21 protein-coding genes are annotated in these 22379 nt (G+C 64.8%); 14 read left to right on the forward strand and 7 right to left on the reverse strand.

What is annotated here, in order from left to right; translation table 11 throughout:
• Positions 1 to 138: 138 nt before the first annotated feature.
• Together ASE89_RS15775 and ASE89_RS15780 are read right to left on the reverse strand one after the other, a co-directional pair.
• Positions 139 to 1464, reverse strand: a complete 1326-nt coding sequence (locus tag ASE89_RS15775) for a sigma-54-dependent transcriptional regulator (protein ID WP_056679585.1) — start codon at positions 1462 to 1464, stop codon at positions 139 to 141.
• On the reverse strand, positions 1461 to 3221 hold the full coding sequence (locus ASE89_RS15780) for a sensor histidine kinase (RefSeq protein WP_056679588.1): 1761 nt from the start codon (positions 3219 to 3221) through the stop codon (positions 1461 to 1463). The genes ASE89_RS15775 and ASE89_RS15780 overlap by 4 nt, the downstream gene beginning before the upstream one ends.
• Before the next feature lie 230 nt (positions 3222 to 3451).
• Here ASE89_RS15780 and ASE89_RS15785 point away from each other — a divergent pair, with 230 nt between their 5' ends.
• From ASE89_RS15785 to ASE89_RS15800, 4 genes are all read left to right on the forward strand, one after another.
• Positions 3452 to 4798, forward strand: a complete 1347-nt coding sequence (locus ASE89_RS15785; protein ID WP_260171256.1) for a dicarboxylate/amino acid:cation symporter — start codon at positions 3452 to 3454, stop codon at positions 4796 to 4798.
• A 61-nt stretch (positions 4799 to 4859) separates the two neighbouring features.
• Positions 4860 to 6404, forward strand: a complete 1545-nt coding sequence (locus ASE89_RS15790) for an alginate export family protein (protein WP_443024358.1) — start codon at positions 4860 to 4862, stop codon at positions 6402 to 6404.
• Positions 6405 to 6551: 147 nt separating this feature from the next.
• Positions 6552 to 7760: an acyl-CoA dehydrogenase family protein gene (locus ASE89_RS15795; RefSeq protein ID WP_056679595.1), complete on the forward strand. Its 1209-nt coding sequence runs from the start codon at positions 6552 to 6554 to the stop codon at positions 7758 to 7760.
• Positions 7761 to 7764: 4 nt separating this feature from the next.
• Positions 7765 to 8856 (forward strand): acyl-CoA dehydrogenase family protein, encoded by a 1092-nt coding sequence (locus ASE89_RS15800; RefSeq protein ID WP_056679599.1) that lies wholly within the window; start codon positions 7765 to 7767, stop codon positions 8854 to 8856.
• Between the two features lie 177 nt (positions 8857 to 9033).
• Here ASE89_RS15800 and ASE89_RS15805 read toward each other — a convergent pair whose 3' ends face one another.
• Both ASE89_RS15805 and ASE89_RS15810 read right to left on the reverse strand, forming a co-directional pair.
• Complete coding sequence (locus ASE89_RS15805; protein WP_031393859.1) at positions 9034 to 9348, reverse strand: hypothetical protein; 315 nt, start codon at positions 9346 to 9348, stop codon at positions 9034 to 9036.
• 77 nt (positions 9349 to 9425) lie between these two features.
• The gene (locus tag ASE89_RS15810; protein ID WP_156363517.1) at positions 9426 to 10544 is read right to left on the reverse strand and encodes a fatty acid desaturase family protein; all 1119 of its coding nucleotides are present in this window, start codon (positions 10542 to 10544) and stop codon (positions 9426 to 9428) included.
• Between the two features lie 244 nt (positions 10545 to 10788).
• Here ASE89_RS15810 and ASE89_RS15815 point away from each other — a divergent pair, with 244 nt between their 5' ends.
• Positions 10789 to 11049 (forward strand): hypothetical protein, encoded by a 261-nt coding sequence (locus tag ASE89_RS15815; protein ID WP_056679606.1) that lies wholly within the window; start codon positions 10789 to 10791, stop codon positions 11047 to 11049.
• Between the two features lie 97 nt (positions 11050 to 11146).
• On the forward strand, positions 11147 to 11674 hold the full coding sequence (locus tag ASE89_RS15820; RefSeq protein ID WP_056679609.1) for a hypothetical protein: 528 nt from the start codon (positions 11147 to 11149) through the stop codon (positions 11672 to 11674).
• 10 nt (positions 11675 to 11684) lie between these two features.
• On the opposite strand, the gene ASE89_RS15825 is transcribed toward ASE89_RS15820, so the two are convergent.
• Positions 11685 to 11960 carry a hypothetical protein gene (locus tag ASE89_RS15825; RefSeq protein WP_236701824.1) on the reverse strand — a complete coding sequence of 92 codons (276 nt, stop codon included), beginning with the start codon at positions 11958 to 11960 and terminating at the stop codon, positions 11685 to 11687.
• Between the two features lie 241 nt (positions 11961 to 12201).
• Between ASE89_RS15825 and ASE89_RS15830 the strand changes: the two genes are divergently transcribed.
• Complete coding sequence (locus ASE89_RS15830) at positions 12202 to 12954, forward strand: hydroxypyruvate isomerase family protein (RefSeq protein ID WP_197979420.1); 753 nt, start codon at positions 12202 to 12204, stop codon at positions 12952 to 12954.
• 57 nt (positions 12955 to 13011) lie between these two features.
• Here the strand turns inward: ASE89_RS15830 and ASE89_RS15835 are convergent, their stop codons facing one another.
• Positions 13012 to 13806, reverse strand: coding sequence for a retropepsin-like aspartic protease family protein (locus ASE89_RS15835; RefSeq protein ID WP_168427699.1), 795 nt, complete (start codon positions 13804 to 13806; stop codon positions 13012 to 13014).
• A gap of 144 nt (positions 13807 to 13950) precedes the next feature.
• Positions 13951 to 14955, reverse strand: coding sequence for an SDR family oxidoreductase (locus tag ASE89_RS15840; protein ID WP_056679618.1), 1005 nt, complete (start codon positions 14953 to 14955; stop codon positions 13951 to 13953).
• A 16-nt stretch (positions 14956 to 14971) separates the two neighbouring features.
• On the opposite strand from ASE89_RS15840, the gene ASE89_RS15845 reads away from it, so the two are divergent.
• The 7 genes from ASE89_RS15845 (at position 14972) to ASE89_RS15865 (ending at position 22338) form a co-directional block, all read left to right on the forward strand.
• Positions 14972 to 15337: a dihydrofolate reductase family protein gene (locus ASE89_RS15845; protein WP_236701825.1), complete on the forward strand. Its 366-nt coding sequence runs from the start codon at positions 14972 to 14974 to the stop codon at positions 15335 to 15337.
• Between the two features lie 144 nt (positions 15338 to 15481).
• Entirely contained in the window at positions 15482 to 16195 is a 714-nt protein-coding gene (locus ASE89_RS15850; protein ID WP_056679624.1) for a hypothetical protein, read from the forward strand.
• Between the two features lie 332 nt (positions 16196 to 16527).
• Positions 16528 to 17655 carry an AAA family ATPase gene (locus ASE89_RS19990; protein ID WP_082451594.1) on the forward strand — a complete coding sequence of 376 codons (1128 nt, stop codon included), beginning with the start codon at positions 16528 to 16530 and terminating at the stop codon, positions 17653 to 17655.
• A gap of 874 nt (positions 17656 to 18529) precedes the next feature.
• Complete coding sequence (locus ASE89_RS20875) at positions 18530 to 19891, forward strand: S8 family peptidase (protein WP_168427701.1); 1362 nt, start codon at positions 18530 to 18532, stop codon at positions 19889 to 19891.
• Between the two features lie 28 nt (positions 19892 to 19919).
• Positions 19920 to 20171 carry a DUF2188 domain-containing protein gene (locus ASE89_RS19995; protein ID WP_201781558.1) on the forward strand — a complete coding sequence of 84 codons (252 nt, stop codon included), beginning with the start codon at positions 19920 to 19922 and terminating at the stop codon, positions 20169 to 20171.
• Between the two features lie 476 nt (positions 20172 to 20647).
• The gene (locus ASE89_RS15860) at positions 20648 to 21073 is read left to right on the forward strand and encodes a LexA family protein (protein ID WP_056679630.1); all 426 of its coding nucleotides are present in this window, start codon (positions 20648 to 20650) and stop codon (positions 21071 to 21073) included.
• Complete coding sequence (locus ASE89_RS15865) at positions 21070 to 22338, forward strand: Y-family DNA polymerase (protein WP_056679633.1); 1269 nt, start codon at positions 21070 to 21072, stop codon at positions 22336 to 22338. Before ASE89_RS15860 ends, ASE89_RS15865 begins: the two co-directional genes overlap by 4 nt.
• Positions 22339 to 22379 lie beyond the last annotated feature (41 nt).

Below are 22379 nucleotides of genomic sequence, written 5' to 3' on the forward strand. Positions count from 1 at the left end.
CAGGGCGAACGGAGTTGGGGGCGTTACCGGTAGTCTCGGCCTGCTCTTCGACTTCGCTCAGGGCGAACGGGGTTGGGGCGTTGCCGGTAGTCCCGGCCTCCCCTTCGACTTCACTCAGGGCGAACGGGGTCGGGCCCGTCACCCCTTGGTCGGGCGATAGGCCTCGACGTCGATCTCGTGGCGTTTCAGCTTGTCGTAGAAGGTCTTGCGCGGGATGCCGAGCGCGGCGAGCGCGGAGCGGACGTCGCCGCTGACCTGGTGCAACGTCGCGCGGATCGTCGCTTCCTCGAACTTGTCGACACGCGCGGGGAGCGGCAGGTCGCCATCCTCGTCCGCCGGCGCATCCGCCTCGACGCGCAGCACCAGCCGTTTCGCCAGATTGTCGAGCTCGCGGACATTGCCCGGCCAGTCATGCTGGCCGAGATAGGCGAGCGTCGCGGTGTCGATCGTCGGCACCTCGCGCCCGAACCGCTCGGCGGCCTGGTGCAGCAGATGCCCGAACAGCAGCGGCACGTCGTCGCGCCGTTCGCGCAACGGCGGAATGCGCAGCCGCACTGCATCGAGCCGGAACAGCAGTTCGGCGCGGAACCGGCCATCCTCGACCGCCTGATCGAGCCCGGGTTTCGCCGCGGCGATCACGCGCAGGTCGAGCGCGCGGGGCAGGTCGCCGCCGACCGGCATCACCTCGCGTTCCTCGAGCACGCGGAGCAGCTTGGCCTGGGCCGCGGGCAAGGTGCTCTCGATCTCGTCGAGGAACAGCGTGCCGCGGTTCGACGCCTCGATCCGGCCGGTGCGGGGCAGGCGCGAATCGCCGTCATGGCCGAACAGCTCGATCTCCGCGACCGCCTCGGGCAGCGCGGCGCAGTTGACCGCGACGAACGGCCGCGACCGGCGGTTGCTCCAGCGGTGGAGCAGCACCGCGACGAGTTCCTTGCCGGTGCCGGTCTCGCCCTCGACCAGAACGTCGATATCGGCCTGCGCGATCTGGCGCATCGTCTCGCGCAGCCGGACCATCACCGGGGTCTCGCCGATCAGCGGTTCGGCGCCGATCGTCTCCTCGGCGGCGGCGCGCAGCCGGCGATTGTCGAGGACGAGGCGGCGCATCTCGAGCGCACGCCTCGCGCCCGCGATCAGGTGATCGGTCGCAAACGGCTTGGGGATGAAGTCGAACGCACCGTTCTTGAGGGCTGCGACCGCCATCGCGACGTCGCCGTGGCCGGTCATCAGCAGCACCGGGATCTCGTGGTCGATCGCGGCGATGCGGCGGAACAGCTCCAGCCCGTCCATCTTCGGCATGCGGATGTCCGACACCACCGCGCCGTCGAACCCCGCATCGATCCGCGCGAGCGCAACGGTCGGATCGCGCTCGGCAATCACCGCGATCCCGGCGAGTTCGAACGACTGTTCGAGCGCACCGCGCAGCACGTCGTCGTCGTCGACGAGCAGGACGCTCTGCTCGCTCATGCTTTTACCAGGATCATGCGGAAGACGGCGCCTCGTGGAGCAGGGACGAGGTCGAGCGTGCCGCCGAACTCGGTCATGATGTCGCGCGCGATGCCGAGCCCGAGGCCGAGGCCGTCGGTCTTGCTCGTCGCGAACGGGGTGAACAGGTCGTCGGCGATGCCGGGATCGATGCCGGGGCCGTTGTCGGCAACGGTCAGCACGACGTCGCGGCCCTTGCGCCCGACGGTGACGTCGACGCGCGCATCGGGCCGCTCGGCAACCGCGTCGAGCGCGTTCTGGAGCAGGTTGACGAGCACCTGTTCGAGGCGGACGCGGCCGGCGATCACTGTCAGCCGCGCCTCGGGCCCGCTCGGCAGGTCGAGCGTCACGCCCTTCGCCCGGAACCGGTCGCCGATCAGCAGGCGGACGCCATCGATCGCCGCGTCGAGCGCAACCGGGCCGATCGAGCCCGCGCCGCGCCTGGCATAGCGGCGCAGCCCCGCGGTGATCGTGCCGATCCGGCTGGTCAGCTCGACGATCGCCTGGAGGTTGGTCGCGGCGCGCGCGGGTTCGTCGCGCGCGAGGAACGCGGCGGCATTGTCGGCAAAGGTGCGGATCGCGGCGACCGGCTGGTTGATCTCATGCGCGACGCTCGCGGTGATCGTGCCGATCGAGCCGACGCGGTTGGCATGGGCGAGCTCCTCGCGCGCCTGGCGGAAGCGCTGGTCGGCGGCCTCGCGCTGTTCGACCTCGATCTGCAGCCGGTCGGCGGTGGCGCTGAGCTCGGCGGTGCGGCGTGCGACCTCGGCCTCGAGTTCGGCACGCGCACCCGCGTTGCGCTTGCGGCGCTGGTGCAGCCACCATGCGCCGAGCATCGCCGCGATCGTCGCCAGTGCGGCAATCGTCGTCGCCGAGCGCGTTCGCACCGCCGCGCTGCGCAGCGCCGCGTCGAGCGGCTCCATATGAACCAGATGCCAGCCCGCGATCGGCACGGGCAGCGACACCGTCACCGCGGGCGTCCCGTCGCCAAGGCGCGACCGGTCGTCCGCCAGCGTCAGTGGTGCGCGGAGCAGCGGCAGCGTGCCGAACTGCCGCGTCTGCGCGAGTGTCCGACGCCGTGCAGGGGACAGCGCGCGTGTCGTGTGGAATTCGAGTCGCGGATCGCTGGAGATCAGGATCACGCCGTCTGCATCGACGACGAAGGTCGCCATGTGATCCTGGATCCAGGCCTGCGCGATGCGGTCGAACTCGACCTTGACGACGACGACGCCAAGCGGCCGTCCTGCGCGGTCGATCCGTCGCGAGAGATAGAGGCCGGGGCGTCCGCTGACGCTGCCCAGCGCGAAGAACTCGGTCGCGCCCGAGGCCATCGCCTTGGTGAAATAGTCGCGGTAGCGATAATCATGGCCGAGAAAGCTGTCGGGGCGGTCCGCATTCGACGCAGCGATCGTCATGCCCTGTGTATCGAGCGCATAGATGACCGGTGCACCGGTGCGCGCCGCGAGCAGCGCGAGCTTGGCATTGAGCGCCGGATCGACCGTGCCCGACGCGAGGGCCGCGCGGACATCGGTATATTCGCCGAGCATGACGGGGAGCAGGCGATAGGTCTGCAGCTCCGCCTCGAGCAGCCGCAGGTTGCTGCGCGTCTGTTGCATCGCCCGCAGCCGGACCGCGGCGGTCGCATCCGCCACCGTCCGCCGGCCATAGACGGAGGCGACCACCGAGACGATCACGCCAAGCGCCGCGAACGCCATCAGCACCGCCAACGCGGTCGTCACCAGCGAGGATCGAGTCCGTCTCATCTGTGCGGATTATCACACACATTCGCGTGACGCCATCGGCAAAAATGTGCATTTTCCGCACATTCGAAGCAACGGTACGGAGCAAACTCACGCGAATCCAAGGGTTTGACGCACTTGACGTGATCACTTGTAGTCCGGGGTCCGGCCCGGCATTACCGCCCTCACTAACGTCCCGCGTGAGTGGACGAGACTTTCAGGAGGCGATGTTGACCCTACCATCCCAGACATATGCGGTCGCGGAAACGCCGGCGCGCAAAGGCTGGACCAGCCAGCTTTATATCCAGGTGCTGATCGCGATCGCGCTGGGTGCAGCGCTCGGGCATTTCTATCCGACGTACGGCGCGGCGCTGAAGCCGCTCGGCGACGCGTTCATCAAGCTCGTGAAGATGATCATCGCCCCGGTGATCTTCCTGACGCTCGTCACCGGTATCGCCGGGATGAAGGAACTGGGCGCGGTCGGCCGCGTCGCGGGCAAGGCGTTCGCCTATTTTCTGTTCTTCTCGACGCTCGCACTGATCGTCGGCCTGATCGTCGCCAATGTCGTCCAGCCGGGCGCGGGGATGAACATCGACGCCGCCTCGCTCGATACCAAGGGCATCGCCGACTATACGGTCAAGGCGCATGAGACGACGATCACCGGGTTCCTGATGAGCATCATCCCGGACACGATGGTCAGCGCGTTCACCGACGGCAACATCCTGCAGATCCTGCTGATCGCGATCCTGTTCGGCATTTCGCTGAGCCTGGTCGGCGAGCCTGCCAAGCCCGTGCTGAACTTCCTCGAGCGTCTCAGCCTGATCGTCTTCAAGCTGGTCGGCATCCTGATGCGCGCCGCCCCGCTGGGTGCGTTCGGCGCCATCGCGTTCACGATCGGCAAATACGGGATCGGCAGCCTCGCCAATCTCGGCGCGCTGGTCGCGACCTTCTACCTGACCGCGGCGCTGTTCGTCGTCGTCATCCTCGGCACCGTCGCACGCCTCACGGGCTTCTCGATCTTCAAGCTGATCAAGTATCTGAAGGCCGAATTGCTGCTGGTGCTCGGCACCTCGTCGTCGGAGGCCGCGCTTCCGAACCTGATCCAGAAGATGGAGGCTGCGGGCTGCGAGAAGTCGGTCGTCGGTTTGGTTGTGCCGACCGGTTATTCGTTCAACCTCGACGGTACCAACATCTACATGACGCTGGCCGCGCTGTTCATCGCACAGGCGACGAACACCGACCTGACGCTGGGCCAGGAACTGCTGCTGCTCGTCGTCGCGATGATCTCGTCCAAGGGCGCCGCTGGCGTCACCGGTGCGGGCTTCATCACGCTGGCGGCCACGCTGTCGATCGTGCCGACCGTGCCGATCGCGGGCATGGCGCTGATCCTCGGCGTCGACCGCTTCATGAGCGAGTGCCGCAGCCTGACCAACTTCATCGGCAACGCGGTCGCGACGATCGTCGTCGCCCGCTGGGAAGGTGCGCTCGACCGCGACAAGCTGAACGCGGCGCTGTCGGGCCAGCTGCCCGAACTCGCACCGGCACCGATCACGACCGCCGCCGCTCCTGCCGCATGATCCCGACGGGGCCGGCGTTGGCCGGCCCCGCGACCAGTACCGGATAGCTTTTATGACCTCGATGATGATGCGCCGCGTGCGCCATGCGGCCGGCTTTGCCGTCGCGACCCTTCCCGCAATGGCGCTCGCCCAGGCCGCGCCGCAACAGGCTGCTCCCGAGAGTGCACCGCCCAAGGCGCGCGAACGGCTTGGTCCCGTGTCCAAGGACGCGGCCGGCACCAGCGCGGCCTCGCCGATCGCCGAGAGCTATCCCAATGCCGCGGTCGGCGACGGCGTCACCGCGGGCGGCTACAACCAGTCACGCTGGGCGGAGGACTGGTCGAAACTGCGCGACCCCGCCAAGCGCAAGGACATCATCGACCAGCTGAAATTCATCTCGATCGCGGGCGACGGCGACGTCTACCTGACGCTGTCGGGCGAGGCGCGGTTGCGCGTCAACCACACCACCAACCCCAATCTGCGCGACAGCGAGGCACAGCGGCAGGACATCCTTCGCCTGTTCGGCGGCGCGGACCTGCATGTCGGCGAGCATCTGCGCTTCTATGGCGAAGTCGCGCACGGCACGCTCGAGGGTGAAAATCTCGGCAACGTGCTGCCGAACCTGCGCAACAAGCTCGCGGTGCAGCAGGCGTTCGTCGACCTGACGGGCACCGTCGCCGATGTCGATGTCGGGGTGCGCTATGGTCGCCAGACCTTTGCTGACGGTCCGAACCTGATGGTCGTGCCGCGCGACAACAACACGCTGTATTTCGGGTTCAACGGCTTTCGCGCCTGGGCGCGGACCGCGGGCGTGCGCGCCGACGTGTTCGACTTCAAGCCGACCGCCTACGGCACGCAGGGCACGCGCGACGACGATGCGGAAAGCGCACGGCGCTTCTCGGGCATCTCGACCGGTGTCGTCCTGCCCGACACGCTGTTCGGCGGGTCGAAGCTCTATCTCGATCCGTTCCTCTGGCGGCTGCGCAACCGCAACGCGGTCTGGGGCACGGACAATGCGCGCGAGGTCCGCAATTTCTACGGCCTGCATTTCTGGGGCGATGCGGGGCCGGTCAATCTCGACTGGACCGTCAATTATCAGGCCGGCAGCTATGACAACCGCTCGATCAAGGCGTGGCTGATCCTGCTCGCGCAGACCTACAAGCTGGGCAAGGGGCGCAACGCACCGCGCGTCGGCTTCCACGCTGATTATGCCAGCGGTGGTGGTGCCTACGGGAACGGCACGCTGCGCACCGCGCTCGCACCGTTCGGCAACAACATCTATTACAGCTATCAGCTGTTCGCGACGCCGACCAACCTGATCGCGGTCGCGCCGAACGTCAGCTTCACCGTGCTCGACAAGCTGCGCCTGACCGCGGAATATCAGCTGTCGTGGCGCGATTCGCAGAATGACGCGGTGTACCGCGCCAATGGCAGCGCCTTTGCCGGGACGCAGAATGTGTCGGGCAGCAAGATCGCCGACACGATCCGTTTCCAGGTAGTCTATCCGATCTCGTCGCGGCTGTCCTTCACCGGCCGTTACGAGCATCTGATCGCGGGGTCGTCACTGACCCGCGCCGGGTACAAGAACTCGGACTTCCTCGCCGGCTGGCTCAGCTACCGCTTCTGACCGGGCGGGGGGCGGCGGCGCAGGCAATACCGTCAGGATTAACCTGCGTCGCACCCACCCGTATTTTCCGTCCTTCCGACCATACCGGTCCTTCAATTTCGTGATCGACTGTGGCACATGGGCTCCATCATCAGGAGTCACATGGTCATGGATCTGAGCTTCACACCCGACGAAGAGGCCTTCCGCGAGGAGGTGCGCGACTTCTTCCGCGAAAAACTCCCCGCGCGTCTCTCGACGCTGGTCCGCGAGGGCCGCCGGCTGCGCAAGGCCGACATGGAGGAATGGCACGCGATCCTCAACGAGCGCGGCTGGCTTGCCAATCACTGGCCGCGCGAATGGGGCGGGCCGGGCTGGAGCGTGATCCAACGGTTCATCTTCGACAATGAATCCGCGCTCGCGCACGCGCCGCGCGTCGTGCCGTTCGGCGTCAACATGCTGGGGCCGGTGCTGATCAAATACGGCTCGGAAGAGCAGAAGCGCCACTGGCTGCCGCGCATCCTCGACGGCTCCGACTGGTGGTGCCAGGGCTATTCGGAGCCCGGCGCCGGCTCCGATCTCGCGGGGCTCAAGACCACCGCGGTGCGCGAGACGCGGAATGGCCGCGAGGTCTATGTCGTCAACGGGCAGAAGACCTGGACGACGCTGGGCCAGCATGCCGACATGATCTTCTGCCTCGTCCGCACCGATCCCGCCGCCAAGAAGCAGGAGGGGATCAGCTTCCTGCTGATCGACATGAAGACCCCCGGCATCGAGGTCCGCCCGATCACGCTGATCGACGGCGAGCAGGAGGTGAACGAGGTGTTCTTCACCGATGTCGAGGTGCCGGTCGAGAATCTGGTCGGTACCGAGAATGACGGCTGGACCTACGCCAAATATCTGCTGACCTATGAGCGGACCAACATCGCGGGCGTCGGCTTCTCGATCGCGTCGTTCGAGCAGCTGAAGACGGTTGCGCGGACGCAGACGAAGAATGGCCGCCCGCTCGCCGACGATCCGCTGTTCGCGGCGCGGATGGCGCGCGTCGAGATCGACCTCGCCAACATGCAGACCACCAATTTGCGCGTCGTCGCGGCGGTGGCGGGCGGCGGCGCGCCGGGCGCGGAAAGCTCGATGCTCAAGATCAAGGGGACCGAGATCCGCCAGGAGATCACCGCGCTGACGCGGCGCGCCTATGGCTCCTATGCCGCGCCCTATATCCCCGAGGCGCTCGAGGCGGGGTGGAATGGCGAGCCGGTCGGGCCCGACGATGCCGCGACCGCATCGCCGAGCTATTTCAACAACCGCAAGCTGTCGATCTTCGGTGGATCCAACGAGATCCAGAAGAACATCATTTCCAAAGCCATATTGGGTCTCTGAGCATATGAACTTCGAGCATAGCGATGACCGCCGGATGCTGGCCGACACGCTCGTCCGGGCACTCCGCGACGGCTATCCGATCGAGACGCGCAACGCTGGTGCCTATGGTGAGGCGGGCTATGACCCCTCCGTCTGGCAGCAGCTGACCGAGCTCGGCATCGTCTCCGCGCTGTTCGACGAGGCCGCGGGCGGGTTCGGCGGCAGCGGGTTCGACATCATGGTGGTGTTCGAGGCGCTCGGCCGGGCGCTGGTGGTCGAGCCGTTCCTCGGCGCGCTGATGGCCGGCCGCGCGCTCGCCGCGGCGGGCGGGCACGACGCGGTGCTGGCGCAGATCGTCGCGGGTGAAACGATCGCCGCCTTCGCGCACGAGGATGCACAAGCGCCCGTGACCGCAACGCGCGACGGCGACGGCTGGACGCTCAGCGGCACCAAGGCGGTCGTGCACCAGGCAGGCGCCGCATCGGTCTTCGTCGTCAGCGTCGAACAGCCGGGCGACCCGCTCGTCCTGCTCGTCCCCGCCGATGCCGCCGGGGTGTCGGTCCGCCGCTACAGCGTCGTCGAGGGCGGCGGCGCGGGTGAGGTGACGTTCGACGGCGTCGCGCTTGGCCCGGACGCCCGGATCGGCACGGACGGGCAGGGGCGTGCGATCGTCGACGCGGCGATCGAGGCGGGGCTGCTCGCGCTGTCCGCCGAGGCGCTTGGTGCGATGGCGTTCGTCAAGGAGGCGACGCTCGGCTATCTGCGCGACCGCAAGCAGTTCGGCGTGCCGATCGGCAAGTTCCAGGCGCTCCAGCACCGCATGGCGACCGTGCTGCTCGAGATCGAACAGGCGCAGTCCGCGGTGATCAACGCGGCGGCGGCGTTCGACGGCGACGACGCGACCGCGCGCGCGCGGGCGCTGGCGGCGGCGAAGTACACGATCGGCCGGACGGGCGCGCTGGTCGCGGAGGAATCGATCCAGCTCCACGGCGGGATCGGCATGACCTGGGAATATGCGGTGTCGCATTATGCCAAGCGGCTGGTGATGATCGACCACCAGCTCGGCGACGAGGATCATCACCTCCAGCGCTATATCGACCTCGCCAAGGCCGCCTGAGGCCCGCTCTCCCGTTCGTGCTGAGTAGAGATCGAGTAGCCCCGAAGGGGCGTATCGAGGGCTCGTATCGAAGCACAGGTTTCATCCGCCAACCTGTCCTTCGATACGCCGCTTCGACTTCGCTCAGCAGCTACTCGGGAGGAACGGGAAGAGGGAGGGACCGCAAGTCGTCCGGCGCTAGCCGCGCCGCGCGATGATCGGCCGCAGGCGGACGCCGAGGCAGATGACGGTCGGCCAGAACATCGTGTTCGCGACATCGACCAGCGTGTCGTCCCAGCGCCACGACCCGTAGTTCAGCCGGTCCATGATCTCGTTGAACGCCTCGCCCGCCGCGACCACCGTCCAGGGGATGAAGGTGCCGAACGAACGCCGCGTGATCAGCCGTGCGATCATCAGCAACGCCATGCCCGCATGGATGTGCAGGATGGTGTCGGGCAACCCGGTGCCGTCGCCGACCCAGTCGATCCACTGATGGTAGAGTTTGGGTAACACGTAGAGCCTCCGCCGCGGGCAGGGTGCTGCCCGGGCGGGGGCTTACCGTGATGATCGGCGAAGCGATACCGGCGTGATCAGCCGCGCACCGCCTTGCGGCACGCCTTGACCAGATTGACGATCAGCCCCGACAGCGTCGAGTAATTGGCGTGGTGATAGGAGGACCCGTCACCAAGCTCGCCCGTCAAGCGGCGATGCGCCTCGGGCAGCGCATGATAGGGCAGCCCCGGCAGCAGATGGTGCAGCGCGTGATAGCGCAAGCCGACCGGCGCCCAGATCTCGGCGAGCAGGCCCGGCGGCGGCACGTTGACGCTGTCGAGATACTGGTCGGTGATGCTCATCGCATCGCCCTCATTCTCCCACAGATGCGCGACCAGCGTGCGGACCTGGTTGAGCACCGCAATCGCCGAGATGATCGCGAGGAAGGTGAGCGACGCGGCAAGCGGGAACACGCCGGTCGCGGTCAGCACGACGAAGCTGATCGCCCAGATGCTCGCCGCGGTCTCCCAGATCCGCCAGCTGCGCAGCGCGGCGCCCTCGGGCGGCTTGCGGCGAAACTGCGGGTTGATCGCGAGCGCGGAATAGCGCGTGACGACGATCTCGCGCAGCTTGGGCGACAGCAGCGACAGCGGCGCAAGCACGCCGTAGCGCAGGATCAGGCCGATCGGCAGCAGCGCCGACACCAGCACGAAGATCGCGAGCGTCGCCGCCGGCCCGCGGGCGAGCGGCATATATTCCGGATCGCGGTTCGTGCCGTAGCGCGTCTTGGCGTGATGCAGCGTATGGACGCCCTCGTACATCAGCGACGGCATCATCACCGGCACGCCGAACAGGATGTTCCACCCGGCGGTGAAGCCACGCACGGCGTTCGGCTTCATGTGCGACAGTTCGTGGATGAAGCTGAGCGCGCGGTACAGCGCGAGCACCGCGACGACCGCGCCGAGCAGCTTGGCCCAGAGCGGCGTCGCGACGATCGCCACCGCCATGCCCGCATAGCCGAGACCCGCCGACGCGATCAGATCGGTCCAGTAGACGATCGGGCGCGCCGCATGCAGGTCGCGCGTCAGCGACGCCGCAGCCTTGATCATCGCGATATCCTCGCGACCCGCCTGCGCCGCCTTCGGGCGTGCGAGCGCAGCCGAGGCCCGCGACAAGGTCGCAGCAAGGGGGTCGGGCGTGACGAATGCGGTTGCCATGATCATACCATTTTCGGGTGACGTATCGTCGTCGATACAGAAGAATTCAGGCTGAAAAATGGTGATGGGACGACCGGAATCAACCACCCGGCCGGGCCGCGACCGATTGCACGTCGCCGTCGCGACAGACACGCGGGAGCGGTACGAGTCCTTCTTGTCCTTAATTTGAATTAGGAACGCTTTACCAATGCAGTCGTTAGGGCGGTGGTTCTTAGCCGAGTTCGTTCTCGAGAAAGCGAATTTTATGAAGACATTGATCCTTGGCGCAGCCGCGCTTGCCATGACTGCCCTCCCCGTCGCGGCGAGCGCAGCACCTTTCACCGGCAACGCTGCACAGTCGCTGTCGGTCGCGTCGTCGGCTCGCGCCGGCACTGCCACCAAGCGCTCGAGCAAGGTCGCTGCGGACAGCTTCGCACCGCTGGTCATCGGCGCAGGCGTGATCGCCGGTGTCGCATATCTCGTCATCGACAAGGAAAATGACGACGACAACTCGGACAGCAACTGAGTTAAGCGCGGGGGCGGCGGTCGCGCCGCCCCCGCAACCTCTGTCGCCCGGTATCGGGCGATAGACGTTCCAAGGCCGCGCCGTGTAGGGCTGGGGCATGACCCGTATCATCCGATGCTGCGCCCTGATCGTCCCGTCGCTCGCACTGCCCCTGGCATTGTCGGCTTGCGATCCGCCACGCTGGGCGCGCGGGGGCGCTGATACGGACAGCCGCGACCCGATGGCACGGCGTGATGCCGATTTCAGGCGCACCGAGACCCAGCGCGTCGAGCAGGATATTGCCCGGACCGAAGAGTCCGTCCGCCTCTCGATTGCCGAAAAGCGTATTGAGGCGCTCGAAAAATCGCTCGCGGAGATGCAGACCACGCCCGAGACGGTCGAGATCGACCTGCTCAAGGGCCGTCTCGCGGCCGTTGAGGCCAAGGCCTATGCGCTGCAGGATGCCCCGCCATCAGCACCGCCCGCGGCCGCGCCGATGCCCACCCCGCGCCGCGCGGCAAGCGCCGACGCCACGACCACCCGGCGCGACCCGTCACGTCCGCCCTTACGGCTGCCCCAACTCGAATCCGCGCCGCGTCGCGCCACCGAGGCCGAGAAGGCCGCGTTCAACGCCAACCGCCGCTGACACGGTTCCCCTATAATCCGGCCTGATCGATCATCGATGCGATCTCGGCCGGCAACGCGGTTTCCGCCTTGGGCAACAGGCGGTTGAGCGCGGTCTGCACGCGTTTGGTCGCGACCTGATACGCCTTGTGCCGGATCGCGCGCGTCGCGTTCGTCCGCCACGACGGACTCTCACCGAGCAGCGCCTCCCATTTGGCCTCCTCGGCAGCGAGAATCGAGAGTGCGAGACGAAGCCCGTCCCGCCGTCCGCGTGCATAATCGTCGGACATCGCCGGCATCTCCATCATGCGCCCCCGGTCCCTGACAAGCGGGGTTCGCTTTATACCCCGACCACCACGAAATCTCCCCGTGATCAAGGGTTTGGTCGCACGCCATTCGCGGCGCGTGGCTTCGGGGTGCAATACAGCTTGCCGGCAGGGCCGTCTGGCCTAGTGTGCGGACATGATTACTCGGCGCACTGTCATCACTTCTTCTCTCGCCCTGTGCGCAACCTCGGCGATCGCCGCGGCGCCTGCGCGGCGTGGCCGTATGAAGCAGTCCGTCAGCCGCTGGTGCTACCAGGACATGCCGCTCGACGCGCTGTGCGCCGCCGCGGCGCGCATCGGGCTGGACGGCATCGATCTGCTGCAGCCCGCCGAATATGCGGTGCCGCGCCGGCACGGACTACGCTGCACCATGGGCTATGCCGCCGACATCATGACGATCCCCAATGGTCTGAACCGGCGGGAAAACCACGCGGCGATCGAACGGGCGTTCCGCATCGGTATCCCGCAGGCCGCAAAGGCGGGCGTTCCCAATGTGATCGCCTTTTCAGGCAATCGCCGCGGCCTGTCCGACGCGGAGGGCGCCGACAACGCCGTCGCGGGGCTGAACCGTCTCAAGCGGATCGCCGAGGATCATGATGTGACGATCTGCGTCGAGCTGCTCAACAGCAAGGTCGACCACCCCGATTACATGGCCGACCACACCGCCTGGGGCGTGCGGGTCGCCAAGGAAGTCGCGTCGCCCCGCGTGAAACTGCTCTACGACATCTACCATATGCAGATCATGGAAGGCGACCTGATCGATACGATCCGCAAGAACATCGAGTGGATCGGCCATTTCCATACCGGCGGGGTTCCCGGGCGGCATAATCTCGACGGCACGCAGGAGGTCGATTGGCGGGCAGTGGCGCGCAGCGTCGCCGATCTCAAATTCCAGGGTTATTTCGCGCATGAATTCGTGCCGGTCGGCGATCCCCTGACGGCGCTTGCCCAGGCGGTCCGGACCTGCACCGTGTGACCGGAAGCCGGACGGTCGACGCTTCGTAACTGCCGGGGCCAGCGCGTGGCCCGGGACTCAGCGCATTGCAAGCTGCGTCGTCAGCGCGCGCGGCGTGATCGTCATCACGCCGTCCTCGATCGTCACACGTCCCAGCCGCGCGATCTCGGGCTGGCCGAGCAGCGTGTAGGGCATGCCGCGCTGGCCGATGCGCATCGCCATCCGGCCCAGACTCTGCCCGCCGATCTCGACCGAGGCGACACGCGCGACGCCGAGCCGGGTATAGCCGCCGATGCCGATCGCCGTCTCCTCGCGCTGCACGGCACGGTCGGCCCCTGTCGCGCGCGCATCGTCCGCCGACAGGATGGTGTAGGCCGCGCCGGTGTCGACGATCGCACGGATGCGGACGCCGTTGACCATCATCGCCGCGACGAAATGCCCGCCCCAGGGATCGCGATTGATCCGCAGGACATGGGGCTGCCCGAAGGTGACCGGCTCGTCGAGGTCGGCGGGGTCGATCTCGATGCGGGGGGCGGGTGGCGGCGCATAGCCCACCGCGGCGACCATCGTCCGCTGCGGCTCGATGCAGGTGACGACGGTGCGCGACAGTACGTTACCCTCGTCGTCCTCGTCGGTCGTCTCGGTCGTGGTGATCACCGCCATGCCCGGCGTCGCCGTGCCGCCGCGCCAGGCCGTGTCGACGATGCGCGTCCGACCGTTGATCGTGGTGACGGTCCGCACGGTGTTCGCCGGGACATCCTGAATCTGCCCACCGATCGCTACGCGGACCTGCGCGGCGGCAGCGGTAGCGGTCAGCGCGGACGCCAGCGCGATCGCGATTGCCCCTGCGCGGACGGTTGCTCTGATGCCCACGGCAGTCCCCTTTTCCTCATCCACGGACATCCGTCCCGGAGGATCAAAGGAATCCTAGCGGCAGTGTGTTTACAGTTGGTTAGCGCGGCAGGACGTGCTGCGGTCGACGTCCATGGCGCTTGGCGGCGCGGGCGCGGTCCGGGATCAGGGGAAGCCCGCACCGCCATGCGCGCCGACCGCGGTCCCGGTCGAGTAGCTCGCCTCGCCGGATGCCAGCGCGACGAACAATATCGCGAGTTCGGACGGCTGTCCCGCGCGGCCGAGCGGCGTGTCCTGGCCGAATTCGTGCATCTTGCCCGGCAGCTGCCCGCCCGCGACCTGGAGCGGTGTCCAGATCGGGCCGGGCGACACGGCGTTGACGCGGATGCCCTTCTTGGCGAGCTGCTTGGCCATGCCGCGCGTCAGGTTCTGGATCGCCGCCTTGGTCGAGGCATAATCGATCAGGTCGTCATTCGGATCATAGGCGTTCTGCGAGATCGTGTTGATGATCACCGAACCCGGCGGCATCGCGGGGATCGCGGCCTTCGAAAAGCGGAAGACGTGGAACACGTTGGTTTCGTAGGTGCGGACGAACTGTTCGTCGCTGATCTCCATGATGTCCGCCTTGGACTGCTGATAGGCGGCATTGTTGACCAGGATATCGAGACCGCCGAGCTGCGCGATCGCTTTCCTGACCGTATCCTCGCAGGCCTTCTGGGTGCGGATGTCGGCGGGCAACAGCACCGCCTTGCGCCCCGCCTGCCGGATCAGGTCGGCGACCTCGCGCGCGTCCGGCTCCTCGCTGGGATAATAGTTGATCGCGACGTCCGCACCCTCGCGCGCAAAGGCGACCGCGGCGGCGCGCCCGATCCCGCTGTCGCCACCGGTGAGCAGCGCCTTGCGGCCGACCAGCTTGCCGCTGCCGCGATAGCTCTGCTCGCCATGATCGGGGCGGGGGGTCATCTTGCTGGCGAGCGCGGGCCAGGCCTGGCTCTGCTCGGGGAAGGGGGTGCGGGTGTACGCATTGCGCGGGTCGCGCAGGCTGGGGGCGGGCCCGGTGGCGGAGGCCTCGGTCGACTGGGCCCGCGCCATGCCCGGCGCGGCCGCGGCTGCAAGGCCGATGGCAGCGCTGCCCAGGATGCTGCGGCGGGAGGTTTCACCGTTGCTCATGATCGGATCCTTGTCGGTGGGTCGGGGTCGCCGGCGGGCTGGTCCCTGCTCGACGAACCGCGGCGCGGACCGTTCCCTCGGCGCAGTCATCCGGCCCGAGATCGACCTCGCCGGTGCGCTCACAACGCTGCGGCGCGAACTCGGCATCGAAACATTGCTGCTCGAAGGTGGCGCCGGCATCAACGGCTCGTTCCTCGCCGCCGGTCTGGTCGACGAACTCAACCTCGTCATCGCACCCGCACTCGACGGCGGCGCCGACGCGGAGCGGATCGTCGCGGCGGGCGACGGGCTGAAGGGCAAGGTGACGCTGTCGCTGCTCGGATGCGAACACCTGGCCGCCGGGGCGGTCAATCTGCGGTACCGGGTGGAGGCGGTCGGCTAAGCGCAGTCGGCGTACATAGCGGAGCGAAATTGGTGCACCCGACTGGTCTCCGTTAATCGCGCCGGTTCAATATGTTGGCTTGGCTAACCACAAAGACGGCAGGCGCGGAATCCTGCGGTTTTCTGACGCGCTGGCTAACCGGTCGTGAGCGCGCGTTCGCTGTTTCAGATCGCCGGCGGCAAGGTGAAAAAGGGGCATCGCACAGGCCAGCCGGTCCGCCGCAGCAGCTATCGCGCGGGCGAGCGCGAGCAGCGCTATTGGCGCCCCTTTAACAAGGCCGAACGCAACGCCCGGATGCGGGCGGCCGAGGTCTACGACCGCAAGCACAAGATCGCCGGCAAGCGTAACGGCCCGCTCGGCGCGATCGGCGTCGACGTGCTGCGCGAGATGATGCGCATGATCGACTTCAAGACCGGCCGGCTCGAGCCCGCCATCGCGACGCTCGCCGAGCGGCTGCGGCGCTCGCGCGGCGCGATCGTCAGCGCGCTCTCACGTCTGAAGGATCACGGCTTCCTCAACTGGATCCGCCGGTTTGAGCCGGTCGAGGACCCAGACGCCTTCGGCCCTCAGGTGAAGCAGGTGACGAACGCCTATTGGTTCGGACTGCCCAAGGAAGCGGCGGACATGGTCCGCCGGATGATGAGGAAGGGGCCTCTGCCCGACGACGAGGTCACGCGCAGGAAGGCCGAGGAAGAGCAAACGGCAGCAATGCTGGCGACCGTCTCCGCCGAGGACCTGGCCGCGTTCCGTGCCGGCAATGAGTCGCCTCTCGCCAAGGCTCTCGCTTCGCTGGGCCGGCGCGTAGACCTCTGTAACGCGAATTCACCGGGTGGTCAGAACCCATCCCTGCAAGGTTAAATATAAGAGGAACGCCGTTGGCGTGCGCAGGTTTGCTGCTCCACCAAGCCCCCGAGGCTCCGAACCCAACGGGTTCAGCATCCAGCGACTGCGGGTGAGCGTGCCGGCTTGCGCCGTCCCGTGCATCCTAGGGAGGATGCGTACTTTTGATGCCATTTCTTGTCTGGCCGTTGCGCTTGTGGCGCTGGGGAACCGCGGATCAGTTCCTACAACGTCGGGTTTAGCGGCGTCGAGCCGCGCGGCGCATTCTCCCATGTAAATATGCGACGACGTGAGTTTACACTTGAACTCTGTAGGTTGACACTTGAACAAGATATGTTCACAAGACGGGTATGCAAGTTGACACTCCCGCCCTACTTAGTTTCTTCGAAGCCGCCTTGGAGGCCGATTACACGCGCCTTAAACGTATTGGAAACGTGCTCGCTAAAGCCATGGCGGCGGACGGGGATGTTGCGGGGGCCAAATCTCTTCAGTCCATGTTGCGGCGCCGAGGAGTGCCGTTGCAGACGTCGGGCTACGCAGAATCCCTTCCTCGCGATTCCGGATCGCAACAACCTCTCGTTGAAGAGGCTGCGTGGCCAACGGTGCCGCTGCTACTGAATGATGACGCAGGTCAGGTCGTCAGTAGGTTCCTTGAAGACGCGCGCCACGTCGAATTGCTAACTTCTCAAGGCGTGGCTTCGCGGCTTGCAATGCTACTCCACGGTGCTCCTGGAACGGGTAAGTCGCTTTTGGCTGGACATATTGCTGCACAGTTAGGCGTCCCGATTTATACTGTTCGTCTGGATTCGATTATTTCATCCCGACTCGGGGATACCGCAAAAAATATACGAAATGTATTCGACTTTGCGCCAGGTCGGCGTGCAGTCCTGTTTTTAGACGAAATCGATGCGGTCGCAAAAGTCCGTGATGACCGTAATGAGTTGGGTGAGCTGAAGCGGGTCGTGAATACCGTTCTTCAGGGTTTAGATTCTTTGCAAGATGATACTGTTGTTATCGCAGCCACAAATCACCCGCATCTGCTCGATCCTGCCATATGGCGCCGGTTTCCCTACAAAATTGATCTTGGAGTGCCAGACGATCGCGTTAGGTCGGATATGTGGACCCATTATTTGTTCCGGGGTGATGGCACACGTCACGCCGAGGCAGCTTTGCTCGGGAAGTTTTCAGAGGGTCTGACGGGCGCAGACATAGAAAATATTGCGATGTCTGCGAGGCGACGCGAGGTCCTCGAAGGTGCTGAACCTCCTTTAGCTCAGGCATTGCTTGCAGTTGCCTCATCAAAGGCTGGGGCGCCAAGTTTGATAGATCGACGCAGTTTGTCACATGACGATCGACGCGCATTGGCGGCGCTTCTTCAGGAGCGTATTGGCCTGGAAGTTACAAATATCGCGAAAATTATCGGCGTTAGTCGCCAGATGGCCCACCGATATCTGAAGGAGCATAGTCATGCCGAGTGATGAAAATCGCCCGCTGTTACATCCGGTGCTCCGTTTTACAAAGGACCCGAAGCCACGGAGTGTAACGGGTCGTGGTAAAGACGCTAATGCGATAAAGGTGGCGCGGTTACAGAAGCAGCGTGAAAAGCTGAGTGCTGGATTTCGCGAGCTATCGAGCCTTTCTTCAGATCAGCCCAGCTTTCTGGGAAGGTCGGTAGTTTATGCTTCAATGTTCGACGACTCTCTCGCTCCAACCTACCTCCCAAAGGACTTGTTTTCATGGGAGCGCGGCGCTCGGATAATTGCTCCGTATCGATCAGGGTATCTAATTCAGATCGAGACGTCGCGTTTGCCAGAGTTAGCCCATTTTGTCGGGGCCGCTAATGCCCCGCCAGCGATGGTAGATATATCGCGTGTCGAGGCCGTTCGGTTCTTTGACGAAGAGGATGCCACGGGAATCTATAGCGTTGAAGAGGCGTGGTCGGCTGCTCCTGTGTTGGAAGGGGGGCGCGCATTTATGATGTGGTTGATGCCTCTGGTTGATCCCGAGGCTGTTGAAACGCTTTTGGGCCGTGTGGAGGGTTTGCGCGGACGGGCGTTGTTGCCAGTACCCCCTGCTACTCAACAACTCGGGATTGATTTAACGAGCACTCCGGTGGGGCTGACAAGGGCGCTCCGCGCCACAGAGGCCACCGATCGCTTAAGTGCGGCACTTCGATCATACCGACTAACTCGGAGGGCAAGCACCACAGTAGTGGTCCCAACGTTGCCCGCGCTTTCGGAGCTAGTGGCCTCTGGAGCAGTTTTTCGACTTGAACCCGTGCGGCCAATTGAGACGACATCCCCAGGGGCCGGGGCAGAGCCAGACCGGCCTATCCCAGGAGAGATTCGTACGATGCCGGTCGTTGGCGTGGTCGATGGAGGGCTAACGGCCGGGTCGTATAGATCTGCAGAGGCGTGGCGCGCGCCGGCGTTAGTCGCGGACGGCTATGCAGATCATGTTCATGGAAACCGGATATCGTCTTTAATTGTGCAGGGCCATGATTGGAACAACGGTCTGAGTCTGCCGGCGCTTTACTGTCAGGTTGGTGTGGTGCAGGCTATATCGCGCCGCGGATCTGGTGCTTTAGTAGATCCAGAAAGCTTTATTAATTATCTAGATGCCGTCATGGGCGCTTACCCATCTACTCGGGTTTGGAACCTTTCCTTAAATGAGCCGGGCGGGTGTGATCCCGAGAAGGTTAGCTATCTGGGGCATCAATTAGCGCGGTTAGCTAGAAAGCATAACGTGCTCCCTGTGATTTCGACTGGAAATCGGCCTGGAGATCTGCTGCAGCCGCCTGCTGATTGCGAGGCTGCTATCACGGCTGGCGGCCGCCTTCATGATAGTGATGGCAACGCGACGAACGATTGCCCCATCAGTCTCCCCGGACCAGGCCCCTCTGGTATGCTTAAACCCGAGGTTTCGAATTTTTCCCATGTCCGCGTCATCGGGGGACTCACGACTAGCGGTTCTAGTTATTCGGCCGCACTTACCTCGCCGTTGGCGGCGCATACGATGGAGCGTCTTCGGGATCCATCACCAGACCTCGTAAAAGCCCTGATACTGCATAGCTCAGCGGAAGGTGCGTTCGATCCAGGTCGAGGGTTTGGTTCTCCGACATTGGTAATGCCATGGGAGGCTCAAACCGGCAGCGTGACGCTGCAATGGCGAGCAAAATTGAAGCCGGGAGCCGCATATTACTGGGAACTCCCAATTCCCCCATCTTTGGTTCGAGCAGGAAAGCTAAGTGGCTCTGGTAAGCTAACCGCCATTTTAAACCCGCATCCGCTTACCTCCGAAATTGCAGGGCCAAACTATTTTAGTTCGCGGTTGGAAACCGCTTTGCAGGTAGAGCGTGGTGATAAATTCGAGAATCTTCTCGGCTCAATTGAAACTGGCCGCATGACTGAGGAACAGGCTCGATCGTTCGATCATAAGTGGAGTCCCGTTCGCCATCATTCCAAAAAGTGGCATGCGAAACAATACACTGGAAACTCGATGCGTGTTTATGCTCGGTGTTTCACGCGTGACTTGTATCTCTATGGGTTCGAAACCAATGCAGAGGCGCCGGAAATGGACGTCTGTTTCGTTCTTACTCTGGCGACCAAAGATGGGAACGATGCAATCTTTGGTGAGATAAGAAGTGCGCTGGGCGCTTTTGTCGAAGTGGCCACGATCGATATCGACATCAGCGTTGATGATATTCTGGGATGATTGTGATAGTTATCGAGGAGAAGTGATCGTGTCCGACAAAGACCTTAAAAAGTATACTTTGATCCATGATAATAAAAAGAATGACTGGGCGCTTAAACCCGATGCGGGAGGCCGTGCGAAGGCGAGATTTGAGACAAAGAAAGAGGCGACTCAAGGGGGTGTATTGAGCGACGCTCTTGGAAAAGCCGGCGGCTCAGTCAAAATCCAAAAAACGGATGGGCGGTACCAGGAAGAGCGCACTTACCCGCGTGGGAAGGATCCTAAAGGTTCGCCTGGATGATGCGTTCTTGAGCTTAAGAGCGTCGCGAGAAATGGGGCATGGCTGACAGCCGCATCAATCTGCATCATCAACGGTCCGGCAAAATGGCTGTCGAGATCATGCATCTCCACCTCGCAGCATCACGTTCCCAAGACGCATCGAAAGACGCCTAAAAAGTTCGCGGGCGAGGCGGGGGTTCTTGCGCTGTCTGCAGGATCCAGAGTTCGTCTACGCCCGCGCTGAACCGCACCGAACCGCACCGTTGCAGCCCCCTCTTTGTTAGCGAGTCCGCCTTGGATCTAGGCCCGCTATCGCTTCAGTTTTGAGCGCACCTTTTGCGACACGAAAAGACCGCGGGCGAGGCGGGGGGATCAGCGCGTATTATGGGGTCGCGACCTTGGCCGCGGGGCAGGATAGCCGCACGTCGTTGAAATCATGTGTTCCCTTTCTGTTCTGACTCACGCTACATGGCGGTCCAAAGAGTCGCTGGAACCATCATGCACCATCTCCACCTCCACGATGTCCCGTTCGACCTGATACCGCTCGAGGTGCCGTTCTTCCTGTCGCGGACGCCGGCTGGCTTTCCGTCGCCGGCACAGGATGACATGGAGGAGCCGATCGACCTCGGCGCCTGGCTCGTCCAACACCCGGCCGCGAGCTACATCATGCGCGTCGACGGCCACTCCATGCTGGGCGCCGGGATCAACGACGGCGACCTGATCGTCGTCGACCGATCCAGGACGCCGCGCGCCGGCGCGATCGTCGTTGCTCTGGTCCATGGCGACCGCACGCTGAAGCGCCTGCGGCACATGGACGGCCGGCACTGGCTCGTCCCAGAGGCCGAGGGCTACCCGCACACGCTCGTCGACGAGAATGTCGAGATCTGGGGCGTTGTCGTCGGCGTCGCGCGCCAAGTCCGGTGAGCGGGCCGATCGCGCTCATCGACTGCAACAACTACTATGTCTCGTGCGAGCGCGCGTTCGACAGTAGCCTCATCGGCGTGCCCGTGATCGTGCTGTCGAACAATGACGGGTGCGCCGTCGCCCGCTCGGCGGAGGCCAAGGCGCTTGGCATCAAGATGGGTGAGCCCGTCCACCTGCTGCGCGACAAGATCCGTGCGCACGGGATCCGCGTGCTGTCGTCCAACTACACCCTGTACGGCGACATGCAGCGCCGGGTCGTCGCGGCGTGCGATGCCTTTGCGCGGGACTTCGAGATCTACTCGATCGACGAGACGTTCCTTGACCTGACCGGCTTCGAGAACCGGGACCTGGTCGCGCACGTGAACGCGATGCGTGCCCAGGTGCGCCAGTGGACGACGATCCCCACCTGCGTCGGCATCGGGGACACCAAGACGCTGGCGAAGCTCGGCAACGCCGCGGCCAAGAAGAACCCGATGTTCGACGGCGTCGCCGATCTGCGCGACGATGCGGTTCGCAGATGGGTGATGGACCGGTTTCCGGTCGAGGACGTCTGGGGTGTTGGCGGCGCGACAGCCCGAAAGCTGCTGGCGCTCGGCATCGGCAATGCCGGCGCGCTGCGCGACATGCCGATGAAGCAGGCGCGCGCGGTCGGCACGGTCGTGCTGGAGCGCCTGGTCGGCGAGCTGCGCGGCGTCCCGTCCGATGCGGTCGAGACCATCGCCCCGCAGCGCAAGGGCATGGCGGTCACGCGCTCGTTCGGCACGCCTGTGAGCGACTTCCACACGCTGTTCGGCGCGCTCACACAATATGCGATGCGGGCGGGTGAGAAGCTCCGGTCGCATGGACTGGTTGCGGGGCGGCTGACCGCGTTCTTCCATACCAACAGGCACAAGCCCGACCGGCCGCAATATGCCGGCTCGCGCACCGTGGCGCTGCACCCGATGACCAGCGACAGCCTTGAGCTCATCGCCGCGGCGAAGCGCGGCGCGTCGGCCGCCTGGCGCGACGGCTATGCGTACACCAAAGCCGGCATCCTGCTCGACGATCTGATCGCGGCGGATATGCGCCCCCAAACATTGTTCGAGGGCGACACGGACAAGCGCGACCGGCTGATGGGCGCTCTGGACGAAATCAACACCCGCTTTGGAAAATTCTCCGCTACGACGGCGTCGCAAGGTTTCAAGCGAGAGTGGAAAATGCGATCGGAAATGAAGTCGCCCGCTTGGACGACCGACATCCGTGAGGTTCCAAAAGTTCGAGCGTGATTGCGTGGGCGCGCGCGGATGACCGAGATCAGAGCAACAGG

The organism is Sphingomonas sp. Leaf30 (assembly GCF_001422525.1).
GTDB classification, from domain to species: Bacteria; Pseudomonadota; Alphaproteobacteria; order Sphingomonadales; family Sphingomonadaceae; genus Sphingomonas; species Sphingomonas aerolata.